General features: G+C 65.2%; 15 protein-coding genes. 8 read left to right on the forward strand and 7 right to left on the reverse strand.

The genetic code is table 11. The features are described from left to right. The first annotated feature begins 92 nt into the window (after nucleotides 1-92). Nucleotides 93-1,232, forward strand: a complete 1,140-nt coding sequence (gene ribA / locus MC381_RS15230) for a GTP cyclohydrolase II RibA (RefSeq protein ID WP_251978610.1) — start codon at nucleotides 93-95, stop codon at nucleotides 1,230-1,232. 64 nt (nucleotides 1,233-1,296) lie between these two features. On the opposite strand, the gene MC381_RS15235 is transcribed toward ribA, so the two are convergent. Beyond that, nucleotides 1,297-2,112 (reverse strand): creatininase family protein, encoded by an 816-nt coding sequence (locus MC381_RS15235; protein ID WP_251978611.1) that lies wholly within the window; start codon nucleotides 2,110-2,112, stop codon nucleotides 1,297-1,299. A gap of 289 nt (nucleotides 2,113-2,401) precedes the next feature. On the opposite strand from MC381_RS15235, the gene MC381_RS15240 reads away from it, so the two are divergent. From MC381_RS15240 to MC381_RS15250, 3 genes are all read left to right on the forward strand, one after another. Further along, on the forward strand, nucleotides 2,402-3,244 hold the full coding sequence (locus MC381_RS15240; protein WP_251978612.1) for an EamA family transporter: 843 nt from the start codon (nucleotides 2,402-2,404) through the stop codon (nucleotides 3,242-3,244). A gap of 208 nt (nucleotides 3,245-3,452) precedes the next feature. Next, a complete protein-coding gene (locus tag MC381_RS15245) occupies nucleotides 3,453-4,457 on the forward strand; it encodes an amidoligase family protein (RefSeq protein ID WP_374708186.1) in 1,005 nt (334 codons plus the stop codon). Further along, nucleotides 4,457-5,185 (forward strand): gamma-glutamyl-gamma-aminobutyrate hydrolase family protein, encoded by a 729-nt coding sequence (locus MC381_RS15250; RefSeq protein ID WP_251978919.1) that lies wholly within the window; start codon nucleotides 4,457-4,459, stop codon nucleotides 5,183-5,185. The genes MC381_RS15245 and MC381_RS15250 overlap by 1 nt, the downstream gene beginning before the upstream one ends. Nucleotides 5,186-5,245: 60 nt before the next feature. Here MC381_RS15250 and MC381_RS15255 read toward each other — a convergent pair whose 3' ends face one another. The 5 genes from MC381_RS15255 to MC381_RS15275 all read right to left on the reverse strand — a co-directional run bounded on the left by MC381_RS15255 (nucleotide 5,246) and on the right by MC381_RS15275 (nucleotide 10,087). Next, nucleotides 5,246-6,547 (reverse strand): MFS transporter, encoded by a 1,302-nt coding sequence (locus MC381_RS15255; protein WP_251978614.1) that lies wholly within the window; start codon nucleotides 6,545-6,547, stop codon nucleotides 5,246-5,248. A gap of 105 nt (nucleotides 6,548-6,652) precedes the next feature. Beyond that, nucleotides 6,653-7,960 carry an MFS transporter gene (locus MC381_RS15260; protein ID WP_251978615.1) on the reverse strand — a complete coding sequence of 436 codons (1,308 nt, stop codon included), beginning with the start codon at nucleotides 7,958-7,960 and terminating at the stop codon, nucleotides 6,653-6,655. 238 nt (nucleotides 7,961-8,198) lie between these two features. Next, on the reverse strand, nucleotides 8,199-8,630 hold the full coding sequence (locus MC381_RS15265; protein ID WP_251978616.1) for an OsmC family protein: 432 nt from the start codon (nucleotides 8,628-8,630) through the stop codon (nucleotides 8,199-8,201). Nucleotides 8,631-8,841: 211 nt separating this feature from the next. Beyond that, on the reverse strand, nucleotides 8,842-9,354 hold the full coding sequence (gene tpx, locus MC381_RS15270; protein WP_251978617.1) for a thiol peroxidase: 513 nt from the start codon (nucleotides 9,352-9,354) through the stop codon (nucleotides 8,842-8,844). A gap of 157 nt (nucleotides 9,355-9,511) precedes the next feature. After that, the gene (locus MC381_RS15275) at nucleotides 9,512-10,087 is read right to left on the reverse strand and encodes a DUF1415 domain-containing protein (protein WP_251978618.1); all 576 of its coding nucleotides are present in this window, start codon (nucleotides 10,085-10,087) and stop codon (nucleotides 9,512-9,514) included. A gap of 88 nt (nucleotides 10,088-10,175) precedes the next feature. Here MC381_RS15275 and MC381_RS15280 point away from each other — a divergent pair, with 88 nt between their 5' ends. Both MC381_RS15280 and MC381_RS15285 read left to right on the forward strand, forming a co-directional pair. Continuing rightward, complete coding sequence (locus tag MC381_RS15280; RefSeq protein WP_251978619.1) at nucleotides 10,176-11,075, forward strand: aldo/keto reductase; 900 nt, start codon at nucleotides 10,176-10,178, stop codon at nucleotides 11,073-11,075. An 84-nt stretch (nucleotides 11,076-11,159) separates the two neighbouring features. Continuing rightward, entirely contained in the window at nucleotides 11,160-12,227 is a 1,068-nt protein-coding gene (locus MC381_RS15285) for an alpha/beta fold hydrolase (RefSeq protein WP_251978620.1), read from the forward strand. 22 nt (nucleotides 12,228-12,249) lie between these two features. Here the strand turns inward: MC381_RS15285 and nfi are convergent, their stop codons facing one another. Then, nucleotides 12,250-12,999, reverse strand: a complete 750-nt coding sequence (gene nfi, locus MC381_RS15290) for a deoxyribonuclease V (RefSeq protein WP_251978621.1) — start codon at nucleotides 12,997-12,999, stop codon at nucleotides 12,250-12,252. 245 nt (nucleotides 13,000-13,244) lie between these two features. Between nfi and MC381_RS15295 the strand changes: the two genes are divergently transcribed. Then, nucleotides 13,245-14,486: an exonuclease SbcCD subunit D C-terminal domain-containing protein gene (locus tag MC381_RS15295; protein WP_251978622.1), complete on the forward strand. Its 1,242-nt coding sequence runs from the start codon at nucleotides 13,245-13,247 to the stop codon at nucleotides 14,484-14,486. Then, nucleotides 14,483-17,812 carry an AAA family ATPase gene (locus tag MC381_RS15300; RefSeq protein ID WP_251978623.1) on the forward strand — a complete coding sequence of 1,110 codons (3,330 nt, stop codon included), beginning with the start codon at nucleotides 14,483-14,485 and terminating at the stop codon, nucleotides 17,810-17,812. Before MC381_RS15295 ends, MC381_RS15300 begins: the two co-directional genes overlap by 4 nt. Nucleotides 17,813-18,060: the final 248 nt, after the last annotated feature.

Consider the following 18,060-nt stretch of genomic DNA (forward strand, 5'->3'; position numbering starts at 1 on the left):
GGCAGCCGAGGTCGACCCGACAATAGCGCGATCACGGACCGTATCGATCACGGACGTCACACGAATCACGGATGAAAAGAAAGGAGATGAGCATGCGACAGGTAGAACGTGCGATTTTCGATCTGCGCCGGGGACTGCCGGTCCTCGTACGCGCGGCTCAGGGCGATGTGCTGGTGCACCCGCTGGAGGGCTGCGATGACGAGGCGATGGCCGCGCTTCAGGCGCTGGCCGGCACCCAACCCGCCCTGGCCCTGACAAGCCACCGGCTGGGCCGTCTCGGCATCGACGTGGAAGCGCCAGCCGCGCGTCTGCCATTGGACGCTGCCGATACCGCCGAGGAGGTCATCGCCTGGGCCAGCGACGAGGATAGCCGGCTGCCGCCAGACACACGGCCGGATACGGCCGGCGAAGGCTGTACCGCCGCGCTGGACCTGATGCGCATCGGCCTGCTGATTCCGGCAGCCGTGATCGCCGACATCCATGACGCCCATCGCGCGCAGATCGAAGCGCTGGTCGCCGAGGGCTCGGTCCTGGCGGTGCTCGCCGAGCAGATCCAGGCCTATGCCGAGACCCGCTCCCACTTCCTGCGGCGCACCAGCGAAGCGGAGATCCCGCTCTCTCACGCCGAGCAGGCAACATTCGTGATGTTTCGTGAAGCCGACGGCATGCGCGAACACATCGCCATCGTCATCGGCGATCCCGAGCAGTGGAACGAAGCCGTGCCGGTGCGCCTGCACTCCGCCTGCCTGACCGGCGACCTGTTCGGCAGCCTGCGCTGCGACTGCGGCGAACAGCTACGCGAGAGCGTGCGGACCATCGACGAACGCGGTGGCGGCGTGCTGCTCTATCTCGCCCAGGAAGGACGCGGCATCGGCCTGGCCAACAAGCTGCGAGCTTACACCCTGCAGGACCGCGGGCTGGATACCGTGGACGCCGATCAGGTGCTCGGCTTCGGCAACGATGAGCGCACCTACGGCGTTGCGCTGGAGATGCTGCAGCAGCTCGACATCAAACGGATCGAGCTGTTGACCAACAACCCGGAAAAGATCGCCGCCATGGATCAGGGCGGTGTCGAGGTGGTCAATCGACGTGGCGTTTACGGCAAACTCACCCAGCAAAACCGCCGCTACCTGGATGCCAAGGCCAAACGCGCGGGCCATTGGCTGGAGGAAGTGCTGGGAGAAAACGAGGAGGAGCACGTGACGCCGTTCCAGCGCCCGCTGGCTCGCTGATATCGATCACCGCCGACCATCAATGGCGCCTCTTCCCGGCCGGCCCAATCGACGCCGGCCGGTTTCAAGCGCCGTCGGCGTCGCGCAGCGTGGCGAGGTCGAACCGCCCGGTCTCGTCGATGATCTCTGCCAGACGCTGTGCGAAATGGTCTACCAGCCGCGCCCCGAGCTGGGCACTGGCTAGCGTGGCGTCGCCGGTCACGCCGCCGGCGTTCAAATCCTGCGCCATCCAGGCATAGCCGGCATCACCCTCCGGCCCCAGTGTCGAACCGGCACTCTCTCGCCGCGCGCCTTCCGAGGGCGCGTTGGCCAGCCGGGCAACGCGCACTTTGGCTGGGGCGAGATGCAGCATCATTGCGGTCTCCAGTGCCCCGCCGTGCAAGCCATGACGCAGCTCGGCCGCCGGCAAGGCATCCATCGGTGGCGCAAAGCGAAAGTAATTGGCCTTGACGACCAGCAGGCCATGCGTCGCGCGCAGCTTCAGCGCAGCCAGGTCGATCACCGCCTTGTTGCCACCGTGGCTGTTGAAGAGTATTAGCCGACGAATGCCGGCTCTTGCCACCGCCTCGCCGAGTGCCTCGATCACGCCGATCGCCGCCTCCGGTGCCAGGCTCAGCGTACCGGCAAAATCGCGGTGCTCCAGACTCGACCCCAGCGCCAGCGGCGGCAGCACGATCACTGGCGCCGAGCCGGTGAGCCGGCCGGTGGCGACCTCGAGCAGGCCAACCCCGATATCCAGATCGGTCGAGAGAGGGAGGTGCGCGCCGTGCTGTTCGATCGCCGCCAGTGGCAGCACAGCTACCGTGGCGTCCCCGCCCAGTGCCGCCAGTTCCGGGCTGGTCAGTGCGTCCCACGCGTACACGTTGTCGGACTGATTCATCTTTGCTCCCTGCTGTATGGACCACCCGCGGCTTTAAACGCCTGCCTCTCGCCCCACGGTAGCCTCATCCCTCTTTGCGCGCCTCCCTGGACGCTACCGAGCGGCGAATCCTGCAAGATACGCTCATCCTACCGTGCGACCTCGCCGCGTTCATCCGTGATCGACGCCATCGCCGGCCTGCGGCAAGATGATATGACAATAAGATGACCCTCGGCTTCCCGGCCGCCACGTCATCCGATAAAACACTATCGACAAGGGCGCTCAAAACGGGGCCCGATAAGGAGATTCGGTGACCACGCCCGTCTTTCTCGCGGTACTCGCCGGCGCCCTGATGCACGCTAGCTGGAATGCCCTGGTCAAGGTCGGACTCGATCGTCTACTCAGCATGTCGCTGATCCAAGGGGCCTGCGGCGTGCTCGCGCTTGCCAGCGTAGCGTTCGTGCCCTTACCGGTCGCCGCGGCCTGGCCATGGCTCGCAGTCTCCACGGTGCTGCACATCGGCTACAACGTCTTTCTGGTCCGCGCCTATCGCGTTGGCGATCTCGGTCAGGTCTATCCCATTGCACGGGGCTGCGCGCCACTACTGGTGACGCTGATCGGTGTCTTCGCCCTGGCCGAGCATCCGACCTGGCTCGGCTACCTGGGCATCGGCGTACTGATTCTCGGCATCTTCTGCATGGCCTTCCGCGGTGGCCGGCATCAGCGGCTGGGGCGTGCCTCGCTGGTCAATGCCCTGCTCACCTCGGTCTTTATCGCCGGCTATACCCTCGCCGACGGCAGCGGCGCCCGGGCCAACGGCGATGTCGCCAGCTACGTGATATGGCTGTTCCTGCTGGACGGCTTCGGCATGCTTGCAGTGCTGGTCGCCCTGCGCGGTGTCGGCGCGCTATCGCAGCTGGCTCGCCACTGGCCCATCGGGCTCGTGGGGGGTGCCCTCTCTCTCGGTGCCTACGGCATCACCATCTGGGCCATGACCCAGGCGCCGATCGCGCTGGTCGCGGCGCTTCGCGAAACCAGCGTGCTGTTCGCCATCGCCATCGGCATCGTCTGGCTCAAGGAGCCGCTACGGCGCGAGCGTATTCTGGCCGGCGGCCTGATCCTCGGCGGGGTCATCCTGACACACTGGGGCTGAGTCGCACCGGAACGCGCCGAATCGATACCTGGGACACGTCTTCCGACTGTCATACCGGGACATGAATGCTAGGCTTAGCGACATGACTGTTCGCTCTGACAACGTCGACACGCCGACCGAGCCGATTGCTGGCGATGCGCCCGCTGCCGACCTGACCGGCACAAGCAAGCTCACCGCCACTCACACCGACGTCGACAAGGAGCCCACCTTGGCGCTGACCGCCCCGCCCTGCCCCACCGACACCGACGGTCGCGACCGCTGCATCGGCGTCGAGATCGAGTTCGCCGGCATCGGACCGATCGCCGCCGCCGAACTGACGCAGCGCACCTTCGGTGGCAAACTGGAGCAGCTGAGCGCGCATCGCGCGCGGGTCAGCGGTACGCCCTGGGGCGACTTCCGCATCGAGCTGGACAGCAAGTACGTACACCCGGACGAACGGCTGCTCGACCGGGCGCGGGCACTCGATGGCGATCCACCCGGCCTCGGCGAACATCTGCGCGCCAGCCTTCATTCACGTACCCGGGAGTGGCTGGGCGACATGGTCGCCGGCTTGGTACCCACCGAGATCGTCAGTCCACCGCTGCCATGGCCACAGCTCGAGCGCTTCGATACGCTGCTCCAGGCGCTCCGCGTACACGGCGCCGAAGGCACCGATGCCAGCCTGCTCTATGGCTTCGGCCTGCATCTCAACCCGGAGATACCGGCGCCGACGGTCGACAGCGTACTGGCTCATCTACGTGCCTATCTCATTCTCGCCGACTGGCTGCGCGATCAGATCGCCGTGGACGTCACGCGAGATGTGCTGCCGCATACGCGCCCTTTTCACAGCGACTACGCCTGCCAGGTACTGGCACCGGACTACCGGCCCGACATGGTCACGCTGATCGACGACTATCTCGCGGCCAACCCGACGCGCAACCGCGAACTCGATCTGCTGCCACTGTTCGCCTGGTTGATGCCGGACCACCCGAGTCCGCTGCTCAAGGAAGCCCTGGTCAGCCCTCGCCCGACCTACCACTATCGATTGCCCAACGCCGCGCTGTCCGACTCCGCATGGGGCGTCAGCGTGGAATGGAATCGTTGGGCCGAAGTGGAGAAGCTTGCCGCCGATCCGGATCGCCTCGCGGAGCGCAGCGCTGCCTATCGCCAGCATCTCGCCCAGCCGACGCTGAGCCGATGGCTCGACTCGTTGCGCCACTGGATGCGCCATTGATGGGCAAGACAGCAGCAACCGGCGACGCGCCCGGTGACACCGCCCGAGCACCCCGGCCACTGATCGGCATCACCACCTCGGATCACAAGAGCCGACTGGCCTGGTGGTGTGACTGGCTGTCGGTCTGGCGTGCTGGCGGGCGGCCGCTGCGCATTTCACCGTCACGCCCACCAAACCGTCAGTTGGATGCTCTGATCATTGGCGGCGGCGACGATATCGGCGCCCATCGCTACGGTGGCGAGGTACAGCTCGATGTCCGACTCGATCCCGCCCGCGACGAGCTGGAGCTGAGCCTGCTGGCCGATAACCTGCCTCGCGACATTCCGATTCTGGGTATCTGCCGCGGTGCACAGATGATCAACATCCACTATGGAGGCACGCTGATCGGCGATATCCGCACGACCTATAGCCATATTCGCAATCGGCGCACGGTACTGCCGCGCAAGCGCGTCGAGATCGCCCCCTACAGCCGCCTGGCCGAGATCCTCAACCGCCGCTACTGCCAGGTCAACAGCCTGCATCACCAGGCCGTGGATCACACCGGCGAGGGCCTCGACGTCGTCGCCCGCGACCGGGACCAGTTGGTTCAAGCCATCGAGAGTGCCAGCCACCCGTTCTTGATCGGTGTGCAGTGGCATCCGGAGTTCCTGCTCTTCAGCCGCTCGCAGCAGCGCCTGATCCGCGCGCTGGTGACGGCGGCTCGCAACGCCCGCGCCAAGCCATCGTGACCGCCATCCTCGACACCGCCCTCGGCGGCCAATGACATCGAGACGCGAACAGCGGCGGTTTCAGGTAGGCATCGCCGCCAGACGGCGGCCGGCGCGGGTGCGCATCAGCAGCACGCCGATGACCATACCCATGATAGCCAGCGCACCGACGTAGATTGCTGGCGACATCGGATCGAGGCGCATCAGCGTAGTCACCAGAATCGGCGTGAAGCCGCCAAACAGCGCGTAGGCTACGTTGTAGGAGAACGAGAGCCCGGTGAAGCGGACGGTGGCGGGAAACGCCTTGACCGCGATAGCGGGAATCGCGCCGGTGATACCGACAGCGAAGCCGGCCAGGGCGTAGAGCGGCATCAGCGCCTCGGGATTCGAGCCGACCACGCTCATCATCAGCCAGTAGCTAGCGCCAAGCAGCACGCTCCAGCCCAGCAGCGTGGCACCGCCGCCGAAACGATCCACGCACCAGCCGGCCAGCATACAGCCGACGATCAGGCAAAGAATCGCCACGACGTTGGCCAGCGAGGCATCGAGCCCATGCTGTGCCGCCAGCAGCGGCGGCGTCATCAACATGACGACCACAATCGCGGCGGTCAGAATCCAGCTGACCGCCATTGCCAGCATGACCCCGCCGAGATGATCCCGCAGGACGGTCTTGACCGGCAGCTCCGCCGCCAGCGCGCGACGTTCGCGCATTTCGGCGAAGACCGGCGTCTCGTGCAACCAGCGCCGCAGATAGACCGCAATCAGGCCAAACACGCCGCCGAGCAGGAAAGGAATCCGCCAGGCCCCTGCGGCGAGCGCTTCGTTCGAGAAGTGCGACTTCATCACCGCGGCGACCAGCGACCCGATCAGGATACCGGCAGCGAGCCCGGCGGAGAGCGCCCCGCAGGCGAAGCCGACATGGCGCCGCGGCACGTGCTCCGCCACGAAGACCCAGGCCCCGGGCACCTCGCCGCCGACGGCCGCGCCCTGCAGCATGCGCAGCAGAACCAGCACGATCGGGGCCGCATAGCCGAGCGTGGCATAGGTCGGCAGGCAGCCGATCGCCAGTGTCGGTAGCGCCATCATCAGGATCGACAGCGTGAACATGCGCTTGCGCCCCAGCAGATCGCCGAAGTGCGCCATCACGATGCCGCCGAGCGGTCGCACCAGATAGCCGGCGGCAAAGATGCCGAACGTCTGGACCTGACGCAGCCACGCCGGCATGTCCGGCGGAAAGAAGAGCTGGCCGATCACCGTCGCGAAGTAGACGAAGATGATGAAGTCGTAGAACTCCAGTGCCCCGCCCAGGGCCGAGAGAGAGAGCGTGCGCGTATCACCGCGAGAGAGCCGGCGCGAGGGCACGGCGGAGGCTGGCTGGGACATGAGATCTTCCGGAGACGTCAACGTCGAGATGCCGGCCCTTACCGGCAGGCCGATCGCGATGACAGGCGCACATCGCGATCGGCCGGGGCCGGACCGGCGGGCAAATCAGTGTTGCATGATGGCAAGCCGCTGGCCGCTTGGCGCGCGCAGCAGGAACAGGCCGATCAATACGCCGAGCAGTGCCAGCCCGGCGATGTAATACGCCGGCGACCCAGGATACGTGGCGATCAGCGAGGAGACCGCGATCGGCGTGAAACCGCCGAAGATGGCGTAAGCCACGTTGTAGGAGAACGAGAGCCCCGTGAAGCGCACCGCAGCCGGGAAAGACTTGACCGCGACGGTCGGCACCACGCCGACGATCCCGACGCCGAAGCCGACCAGGCAGTAGAGCGGCATCAGCATGTCAGGGTTCTCGGGCACGGTGTGCATCATGACCCAGTAGCTGATGCCCAGCAGGACGCTCCAGATCATCAGCGTCACGCCGCTGCCCAGCTTGTCGCAGCACCAGCCGGAGACGACGCAGCCCAGCACCACGAAGACGATCGCCCAGACATTGGCCAGCGAGGCATCGATCCCGTAGAGCGACTGCAGCAGGCTCGGCGTCATCAGGATCGACACCACGATCGCCCCGGTCAGAATCCAGGTCACGCCCATTGAGAGCGCAACGCTGTCCAGATGACGGCTGAGCACGCGCTTGACCGGCAGGCCGTCGTTGAGTGCCTTCTTGGCACGCAGCTCGGCGAAGACCGGCGTCTCTTCCAGATAACGCCGCAGGTAGACAGAGAGAAAGCCGAAGACGCCGCCGATAATGAACGGAATGCGCCAGGCGTAGGCGTTCATCGCCTCGGCGCTGTACGACGATTTCAGTGCCGCGGAGATGATCGAGCCGATCAGGATACCCGCCACCAGACCAGAAGCCAGCGTGCCGCAGGCCAGTCCGACATGCTTGCGCGACACGTGCTCGGTGACGAAGACCCAGGCGCCGGGGACCTCGCCGCCCACGGCAGCGCCCTGCAGGATACGCATCAACACTAGTAGCAACGGCGCCAGGTAGCCGATGGTGTCGTAGGTCGGCAGACAGCCGATCAGCAGTGTCGGCAACGACATCATGAAGATCGACAGCGTAAACATGCGCTTGCGACCCAGCAGGTCACCGAAGTGCGCCATGATGATGCCACCGAGCGGACGCGCCAGGTAGCCGGCGGCGAAGATGCCGTAGGTCTGCACCATGCGCAGCCACTCCGGCATGTCGGCCGGGAAGAACAGGTGGCCGATCACCGTGGCAAAGTAGACGAAAATGATGAAGTCGTAGAATTCCAGCGCACCGCCCAGGGCGGAAAGCGAGAGAACCTTGATGTCACCGCGTGACAAGGGACGCGACGGAGCCGCATCGTATTGAGGTGCGTTAGCCATAGCCCTGTTTCTTTTATCTGAGGCGTTGAGTCTTGCTTGTGTCCAGTGGCCCTTCGCACCTGTCGGAGACGCGACAGAGGGTGCCGCCCGCAGCACGAGGGGGCGTGTACATTACCAGACTTTACAACGCCGCGTCATGGCGGCTGGCGGGCGATTCAGGGGAAAGGTCGATGGGAGTGCCAACAACAGAGCCGGCCACTTGGGCCGGCTCCTCGATACGCCGAGACGATGTCGCAGCTCAGCTCTGCAACGTAGCGTCCAGCGAAATCTTCGCGTTCAACAGCTTGGAAATCGGGCAGCCTTCCTTCGCCTTCTGCGCGGCGCTGTCGAAAGTCGCCTGATCACCGCCAGGAATCTTGGCAACCGTTTTGAGCTGCACTTCGGTGATGGTGAAACCGCTGTCGTCCTGCTCCATGATCACCGTGGCGTCGGTCTTGATGCTATCCGCCTCGACGCCTTCTTCGCCCAGCATCATCGAGAGTGCCATGGAAAAACAGCTGGCATGCGCTGATGCGATCAGCTCCTCGGGGTTGGTTCCGGGCTGTCCCTCGAAGCGCGTGTTGAAACCGTAAGGGTTGGCCTGGAGCGCACCGCTTTCGGTGGAAACCACGCCCTTGCCCTGCTTCAGACTACCTGTCCATTCGGCGGAACCGGATTTCTTGATCGTCATCGTCAACTCCTTCTGATGTGATGCGACTGTTGGGACACCACTATTTATTGAGACGCAACTATTTGTTGAGGCGCCACTATCGTGGCGGCGGGCATCGCTGGTCCCTCGACCGGGGAAGCCCTACCTTGTACTACCTGCCGGATTACGACGGCAGACATCGCCCATCGCGTCGGATGGCGTGCCCGTCAGTGTAGACCAAGGTACGCAGGCGTCATCCCGCGCGACGATTCAGTGCGGCTGTCGCCGCGTCATAGTCGGGCTCGTTCTTGATCTCGCTGACCAGCTCGGCATGCACAATCTCGTCGTTGGCATCGGCCACGATCACCGCGCGAGCACAGAGCCCTGCCATCGAGCCACTGTCCAGCGCCACGCCGTAACGTTCGCGAAATTCAGGATGGCGAAAGCAGGACAGCGTGGTCACACTATCCAGCCCTTCGGCACCGCAGAAACGGGTTTGCGCGAATGGCAGATCGGCGGAAATCACCAGCACCACCGTGTTCTCCAGCTCGCTGGCATAGGCATTGAACTTGCGCGTCGACAGGGCACAGGTCGGCGTATCCACACTGGGGATGATATTGAGCACCTTGCGCTTGCCGGCGTAGGTATCCAGCGAGACATCGTTCATTTGACTATCCGTCAGCGTGAACGACGGCAGCGATTCGCCCTCCTCGGGAAAGCGGCCGCTGACCTCCACAGTCACACCGCCTCGGGTCACGGTTTGCATGGCAGGACTCCCTCTGAATAGCAGGCTTCGAAGTTGAATGCGTGAATGACAACGCGTGAATAACAGGTTCGCCTCGCACGCCGCGCTGCCACCCTATCGAGAACGGCGAACCGTGACGCGATCTTCCGTCGCCAGCATAGCGCATCACACTCGGCTGTCAGCCACGCTCACAGGCCCGAGCTGCTGCCAGGGCCTGAGAATCGGGCGCTCGCAGCCGCTCCACGTTACGTTCGGGGATCCCCTCGGGGTCCGCATGACTCGCCAGCGCCCGCTCAAGCGACGCTTCGCGCAGCAGATGCAGCATCGGGTAAGGCGAGCGATTGGTCGCATTGGCCGGGTCATCTGCCTCGACGCCATCGAATAAATAGTCAGGGTGAAAGCTCGCCAGCTGGTAGACACCCTCATAGCCCAGCGATGCCAGCAGCGCCTCGGCCAGCGACAGCAATGTCAGGTAGTCGTCGAAATCCTCCAGCCCCTGAGGCAGGATGAAAAGCGTGGTGGCGATATCGGCGTCGCGATCCAGCAGGCGACACTCATCGGCCAGCTCGTGCAGCCAGCCCTCGACGGCGTTCGACTCGGCGATGGCGTAACGCACGGCCCGGCGGCGCACCTCTCGACCGGCGAAGGGGCAGATATCGTGGGCGACCACGAAGGTCTCGAGCCATTGCTGCGTGGCAGGAACAATGGCGCTGTCGGCTGAAAAATCGATGATGGTGGTCTCGTAAGCAGGCATGGGAACCGATAGCCGAGCTAAGTAAAGTTGCGAACCCGGCGAGTGACGACCAGCATAACAGTACCGATTTCCCGAAGAAGGTATTTCGATGGCCTATACGACTCCTCAGATCGTCTTCCCCGCCGACGACCGCGAAGCGACGATGGCCCTGCCGGCCATCGGCCAGGGAACCTGGTATATGGGCGAAAACATCGCACCGCGACAACAGGAGATCGACGCGCTCCGCCATGGCCTGGATCTCGGCCTGCGCCTGATCGATACCGCCGAGATGTACGGTGATGGAGAGGCCGAGGCCGTCGTCGGCGAGGCGGTACGGGGAAGGCGCGACGACGCCTTTATCGTCTCCAAGGTCTACCCCTGGAATGCCGGACGCGATAGCGCCATCGCCGCCTGCGAACGCAGCCTCTCGAGGCTCGGTATCGAAACGCTCGATCTCTACCTGCTGCACTGGCCCGGGGGCATCCCGCTCGACGAGACGTTCGAAGCCTTCGAGCGGCTGCGTGATCAGGGCAAGATCCGCCGTTTCGGCGTTTCCAACTTCGATATCGACAACCTGCGTGCGATGGCATCGATTCCGGCCGCCGCCGACTGCGCCACCAACCAAGTGCTCTACCATCTCGGTTCCCGCGGGCTCGAGGTCGACGTCAAGGACTGGATGCACGATCAGCATCTGCCGATCATGGCCTACTGCCCGCTCGCCCAAGGCGGGCGCCTGCGGGCCAAACTGCTCACGTCCGCCGTCGTCAACGACATCGCCGCCAAGCATCAGGCCGATGCGGCCCAGGTCCTGCTCGCCTGGTGCATTCGCCCGGCCAACGGCAACCCGGAAGCGCCCCGCCCCATCATCGCGATTCCCAAGGCGGCCAGTCTCGAGCACGTCCGCGCCAACGCCGCCGCGCTCGAGCTGGACCTCGACGACGAGGACTTGGCACGACTCGACAACGCCTTCCCCGCCCCCCGAGAGCCGGTACCGCTGGATATCGTCTAATCTCGTCAGGCGCCTCTTCCTTACGACCAGATCTGACAAGCATGACCCGCTGACTCATCCCGCACGCCCTCGAAGGAGTTCGACATGCAGGACCGTAGCCCGATATCCGCTTTCCTCTCGGCACGCCCGCGCCGGCCTGCGCTGGGCCTCGTACTCGGTGCCGCGCTGATCGGTCTTGCGGCGCCCGCCGTGGCCGAGGAGAGCGAGACGCCGCGCTATGGCGGTGAACTGCAAGGGTTCGACTACCCCTATCCCGTGGAACGCTTCCGCTTTACCTCACAGCGCCAGGATCTGCAGATGGCCTACCTGGACGTACCCGCCGACACTCCCAACGGCCGCACCGTGGTGCTGCTGCACGGCAAGAATTTCTGTGCCGCCACCTGGGAGGACTCGATCGACCGGCTGACCGCCGCCGGGTATCGCGTCATCGCGCCAGACCAGGTCGGCTTCTGCAAGTCGAGCAAGCCGGAGGCTTATCAGTTCAGTTTCCATCAATTGGCCAGCAATACTCACGCCCTGCTGGAGAGCCTCGATCTAGGCGACGTAACCGTCATGGGCCACTCCATGGGCGGCATGCTCGCCAGTCGCTATGCGCTCATGTATCCGGAGCAGACCGAACAACTGGTACTGGTCAACCCGATCGGCCTCGAGGACTGGAAAGCGATGGGCGTACCCTATCAGCCCGTGGATGAGGGCTTCGCCAGCGAACGGCAGAAGGACGCCGAGTCGATCCGTGCCTACCAGCAGTCGACCTACTATGTCGGCGACTGGGAGCCGCGCTACGACCGCTGGGTGAATATGCTGGCCGGCATGTATGCAGGGCGTGACGGCGAACGTGTCGCCTGGAACCAGGCGTTGACCTCGGACATGGTCTTTACCCAGCCGGTCATCCACGAATTCGGCGAGATTGAGGTTCCGACACTGCTGCTGATCGGCGAGCAGGACAACACCGCCATTGGCAAGGGGCGGGCCTCCGAGGCCGTACAGCAGACGTTGGGGCACTACGACGTACTCGGCGAACGCGCCGCCGAGCGCATTCCGGATGCCGAGTTGATCGAGTTTCCCGAGCTGGGACACTCACCGCATATCCAGCAGCCGGATCGCTTTCACAAAGTGCTGCTGGACGGCCTGGAAGGTCTCGACGACAGCTAAGACAGCCGCACGGCACCGCTCTTCAAAACGAGAGCTGTCCGCTCCCTGCCACCTCGCCGCGCCGCGAGGCCAGCCGATCCGCCAGCCGGGTCGGTTCCGGCAGTTTGGTCGTGCCCAGACACGCCGTCACCCAATCGACCGCCGTCAGCAGTGACAGCCGGTGGCCGGGAGAGACGAACAGCGGCTTGACGTTCTCCCGCGAGCGCAGCACGGCGCCAATCGTCACGCGGCCTTCCGCGTCCAGCGCGACGTCCTTCGGGTCCTCCTCGCGCCGGCGGTCGGTTAATGGCGTCCAGGCGCCCTTGGCCGTTGGCACCTCACCGAAGCGGCCGCAGAGCCGGCTCTTGCCGACGCCGATGGTCGGCAGGTCGAGCCACAACCCCAGATGCGAGGCGATGCCCAGTCGCCGCGGGTGCGCGATCCCCTGCCCGTCGACCATGACCAGATCCGGCAAGGTCGAAAGACGCTCGAATGCGCCAAGCGCCGCCGGTATCTCGCGAAACGACAAGAGTCCCGGCACATAGGGCATCCGCGTCGGCTCGCGATGGACCACCTGCTCCCGCAGCACCAGCGACGGCCACTCGAGCAGCACCAGGGCCGCCCGCGTCGTCTCGCCGCCATTCTCGAAGCCGATATCCATGCCCGCGACCGTCGCCACCTCGCCGATTCGATCCTCGCGCACCAGCGAGGGCGCCAGACGCTTCTGCAGCGCAATGGCCGCTTCCGGGCTCAGGTTCCAGTCGTGCAGTGGCATACGCGCTAAAGTCGGCATTCAAGGCTCCCATGGTGGCTGGCAATTGTGGCTGGTGGCAGTGACTTGGCAGAGGTGGCTAACGAGCTGGTCAAGGCGCCAGGCAGAGAGACGATGGTTGGCATGCCCTCAAGGTGACCGATTTCCAGCGTAGGCGCCGACCACCCCAAACACCAATCGCTCGGCCGGTCACGACTGCCAGTTACGCTACCGCGCGTTACACTGTGGCGCTCGTTTATCCGTCGTCAGCTGCAACAGGCCTCGCCGTGAAACTGATCCACACCGCCGACTGGCACCTCGGTCAATCCTTCCACGGTCAGGAGCGCCACGCCGAACATCGCGCCTTTCTCGACTGGCTGCTGGTGACGCTTCAGGCGCGCCAGCCAGATGCGCTGCTGATCGCCGGCGACGTCTTCGACGTGGTCAATCCGTCGCTGCGCGCCCAGGAGCTGCTCTACGACTTCATCGTCAGCGCCCATGCGGCACTGCCCGAGCTGACAATCGTGATGATCGCCGGCAACCACGACAGCGGTTCGCGCATCGAGCTGCCGGCACCGCTGATGCGCCGCTTGCGAACGCATGCTCTGGGACGAGTGCACTGGCTCGACGACGGCCGCCTCGACTGCGACCACCTGCTGGTACCGTTGCCCGATCACCACGGCGATGTGCGAGCCTGGTGCCTGGCGCTCCCCTTTCTGCGCCCGGCGGAGGTGACCGGCGGCGACGTCACGGACTACCGTGACGGCATCGCCCGCGTTCACCGTGAGCTGATCGCGGCCGCCGAGGCGCGCCGCCAGCCGGGTCAGGCGCTCGTGGCGATGAGCCACGCCCACCTCACCGGCGCCGCCGTATCGGAGGCGAGCGAGCGACCTATCGTCATCGGCGGCGAGGAGTCGATCCCCGCCTCCCTCTTCCCGCCGGCGATCGCCTATGTCGCGCTGGGGCACCTGCATCGACCACAGCAGGTCGGCGAACCACGCATCCGCTACAGCGGCTCCCCCTTGCCGCTGGACTTCAGCGAGAGCCACTATCCGCACCAGGTGCTCGAAGTCACGCTGGCCGAAGCGCAGGTCGAGCACATCGAATCGCTGGCGATCCCGCGTCACGTCGCGCTGACGCGCGTCGGCCCTGGCGATCTCGAGGCGGTCGAAGCCACCATCGCCACGCTCGAGATCGACCCCGAGCTGCCGCGCGAACGCTGGCCCTGGCTGGAAGTCCGGGTCGAGCTCGAGACGCCGCGCCCCGACCTGCGCGCGCGTATCGAAGCCGCCATTGCCGACAAGCCCCTGCGTCTATTGCGCATCCATAGCCGCTATCCCAACGCCGACACCACGGATACCGAGCACACCGATGCGGATCTCGACACGCTGACGCCACAGGAGGTGTTCACGCGAACCTGGCAGTCCCAGTACGGTGAAAATCCGCCTGATGCGGTGATGCGCGACTTCGCCAGCCTGCTGCAACAGGTACAGGACACCCAAGAAGACGAGGAGCAGCACGACGCATGAAGATTCTGGCCATTCGTCTCGAGAACCTCGCCTCGCTCGCTGGACGCCACGAGCTCGATTTCACCACGCCGCCGCTGGCCGATCAGGGCCTTTTCGCGATTACCGGGCCCACCGGTGCCGGCAAGAGCACCCTGCTCGATGCGCTCTGCCTAGCGCTCTATGGCAACACGCCGAGACTGCGCCAGGCACCGGCACGCGACTCGCAGATCGCCGATATCGGCAGCGATACGCTGACGACCGCCGATGCCCGAACGCTCTTGCGGCGAGGCTCGGCCAGCGGTTTCGCCGAGGTCGATTTCGTCGGCCGGGATGGCCGCCGTTATCGTGCGCGCTGGTCGGTACGCCGCGCACGCGACAGGATCGACGGCAGCCTGCAGAAAATCGAACAGTCGCTGACCGACCTCGAGTCGAATCAGTTGCTGACCGCGCAGAAAAACGAGTTCAAACAGCTCCTGCCACAGCGGCTCGGCCTCACCTTCGATCAGTTCACCCGAGCAGTGCTGCTGGCGCAGAGCGAGTTCGCGGCCTTTCTCAAGGCCGACGACAACGACCGCAGCGAGCTGCTCGAACGACTGACCGATACCCAGCACTACTCGGCCATTTCACGCGCGGCTTATCAACGCGTACGCACCGCGAAAAGCGTGCTCGAGGCAATCGACGCGCGGCTCGCCGATGCCGTACCGGCAGACGCGGAAACACGCAAGCAGCTCGAGCAGGAGGCCAGCGTCGAGGAAAAGGCCTTGGCCGAGCTGCAGGCGCACATCGCCACGCAGCAGCGCGAGCAGGCCGAGCTGGAACGCGAGGCCGAGATGGCCAATGCCTGGCGGGAAGCCGAGAACGGACTGCAGCAGGCCGAGTCGGCCTGTCGTGACCGCGACGACGATCGCCGGACCTTCGAGCAGCTGCAATCGCTGGCCCCCTGGCGGGAGCGCGCCCAACGTCACCGGACGCTGGAACGCAACCTCGCAAACCGGGCCCGGGAGCTGAGCCAGGCGCAGGAAACGCTTCGCGATCGTGAGCAGGAAGCGCACACTCTCGACACGCAGCGACAAGCCGCCGAGGCAGACCGCGACCGCGCTGACGCGGATTATCAGGCGGCGCAGCCGACGCTGGAGGAGGCTCGCCGATTGGGGGCCGCCCTAGAACGCCAGCAGCAGCAGTTCGAGCAGGAGAGCGAAGAGCGGCGTCAGCTGGCCGCCCGTATCGAGACCGACCAACGCCAGGCCGAGGTGCTGACCGAGGAACGTCAGCGCATCGATCACGATCTGGAAGCGCAGCGCCAGGCGCTCGAACACCTGCTGGCGGAGAGCGCCGATGCGGTGCCGAAAGCGACACTGGAGACCTTGCGCAGCGATCTCAACCGACACCGTGACGCGGCCCAGGCGTCGCTCGGCGCTCTGCAGACGCTGACGCAGGCGTGGCAGGAAGCCGAGCGACTGGCGCAGGAATCAGCCTCGGTCACGCGGCAGCAGGAGAGCGAACACGCACGCCTGCACCAGCTCGAACGCGACGGCCAGCAAGCGAAATCGACACTTGCGGCACAGGAGACACAAGCTCGCCACGTCACCGAACAGGTCGAGCGCGCCCGCATCGCGCGCAGCGACAGCGTCGAGCAGCTGCGGCAGTGGCTGCGCAACGACGAACCCTGCCCGGTCTGCGGCGGAACGGATCACCCCTATCTCAACGACCCGCACGCCACGCCGCCGACGCATCCCGGCGAGGCCATGCTCGAGGCGATCGAAGCGCAGGAACGCGAGCAGCTCGAAACCGAGACGCGTCAGCTCGAGGCGGCACGGGAGCGCCATCATCGGCTCGGTGCCGAATGGCGCGCCTGTCGAGACGGCCTCAAGGCGCTTGAGCAGCAGCTCGCCTCGCTGCTCCCCCGTCGGCAAGCCGCCGACCGGGCACTGGATGCCTACGAGGAGGCCGCCGCGCTGCTTCGGGCCGAGGACGCCCGGACCTGGCTGGCAGCCCGACGCGAACAGTCACAGCGCGACTACGATCGTCACGGCGAGCGTCTGGCGCGGCTGGATACCATCGAGAGGCAGCAGCGCCCGCGGGAGGCCGAACGCCAGCGCAACGCGCTGTCGCTCGGTAAGCTCGAAGCACGCCAGGCGCTGTCTCGCCAGCGTCTGGCGGCACTCGACGACAGCCTGCCCACGCTCGCCCGGTCCCGCGACGACACCGAGGCCGCGTTGCGAGCGTGCCTCGGTGAGCACGCTTCCGCCACGGCCTGGCAGGCGGCGCTGGAGCAGCGCCGACAGCAGGCGCAACAACAGCTCGAGTCGCTTCAGACACGCTGGCAGAGCGCCAGTCAGGCGCAGACACAGCAGGCGCAGCAGCTCACTTACCTGCGCCAGCGGCAACAGGAAGAGCAGCAGGAGTTCGAGAGGTTGGACGCCGGGTGGCGGGCCTGGCGAGCGGATCAACCGGCCCTGAGCGACGCGCGCATCGATCAGTTGCTTGCCTGGAACGAGGCCGATATCCGTGAACTGGGCGACACGCTGGACGCGCTGGCGCGTGAGCGCGACACCGCTCGCATCACACGCGACGAACGTCGTCGCGCCCTGCTCGCCCAGCGTCAGGCGCTGCTGCCGGACGCGCCATCCGATATCGGCAATCCACGACTCGACGATGCCACGAGCCGGCACCTGGCCGAGCGGCTCGAGGCCCGGCGCCAGCAAGCACTCGAACTCGAGCAGCAGCGCCACGACCTGCAGGAACGCCGCGATGTCGCCCAGCAGCACCTGCGCGAGGATGACCGGCGCCGGCAGGCGCAGCAGGAAGGCGCTCGCAAACGCGAGTCGGCACGACAGGAAGTCAACCGCTGGGAACGCCTCAATGGGCTGATCGGCAGCGCCGACGGCAAGCGCTTCCGGCGTATCGCTCAGGCCTACAATCTGGATCGTCTGTTGCTACACGCCAACCAGCACCTCAAGTCGTTGACCCCGCGCTACCGCCTGCGACGTGGCGGCAGCGATCTGGGGATTCTGGTCATCGACGGCGATATGGCGGATGAACAGCGCTCGGTCCATTCGCTCTCCGGCGGTGAAACCTTTCTGGTCTCACTGGCACTGGCGCTAGGCCTGGCCTCGATGGCCTCGCGTCAGCTGGCGATCGAATCGCTGTTCATCGACGAGGGGTTCGGCAGTCTCGATCCCCAGTCGCTGGCACTCGCCATGGACGCACTGGACGGGCTACAAGCGCAGGGTCGGCGCGTCGGCGTCATCTCTCACGTGCAGGAGATGCACGAAAGAATTCCGCTGCAGATTCGCGTCGAGCCGAGCGGCAACGGCGCCAGCAGCGTGACGACGGTTCAGCGCTGACAACCGCCGATGACGATCCATTTTATCGCCCATTTCGCTTAGACTTTGGTCTATCGAATGCCCACTTTGCCGGCATCCAATCCTTTCATAACCGCAAGGATTGGATGCCCACAACCGTCTTCCACTTCCCCGTAAAAGCCTGAAAATACAACGATCAATCGATAAAAAACACGCCAAATGGTTATGACAAAAACCAGTAAAAAACCTTTCAAATCAGTAATTTTTACAATTTTGTAAGAGTTGCTAAG

Origin of the sequence: Salinicola avicenniae (genome assembly GCF_023736115.1) — a bacterium.
In the GTDB taxonomy this organism is placed as follows: Bacteria; Pseudomonadota; Gammaproteobacteria; order Pseudomonadales; family Halomonadaceae; genus Salinicola; species Salinicola avicenniae.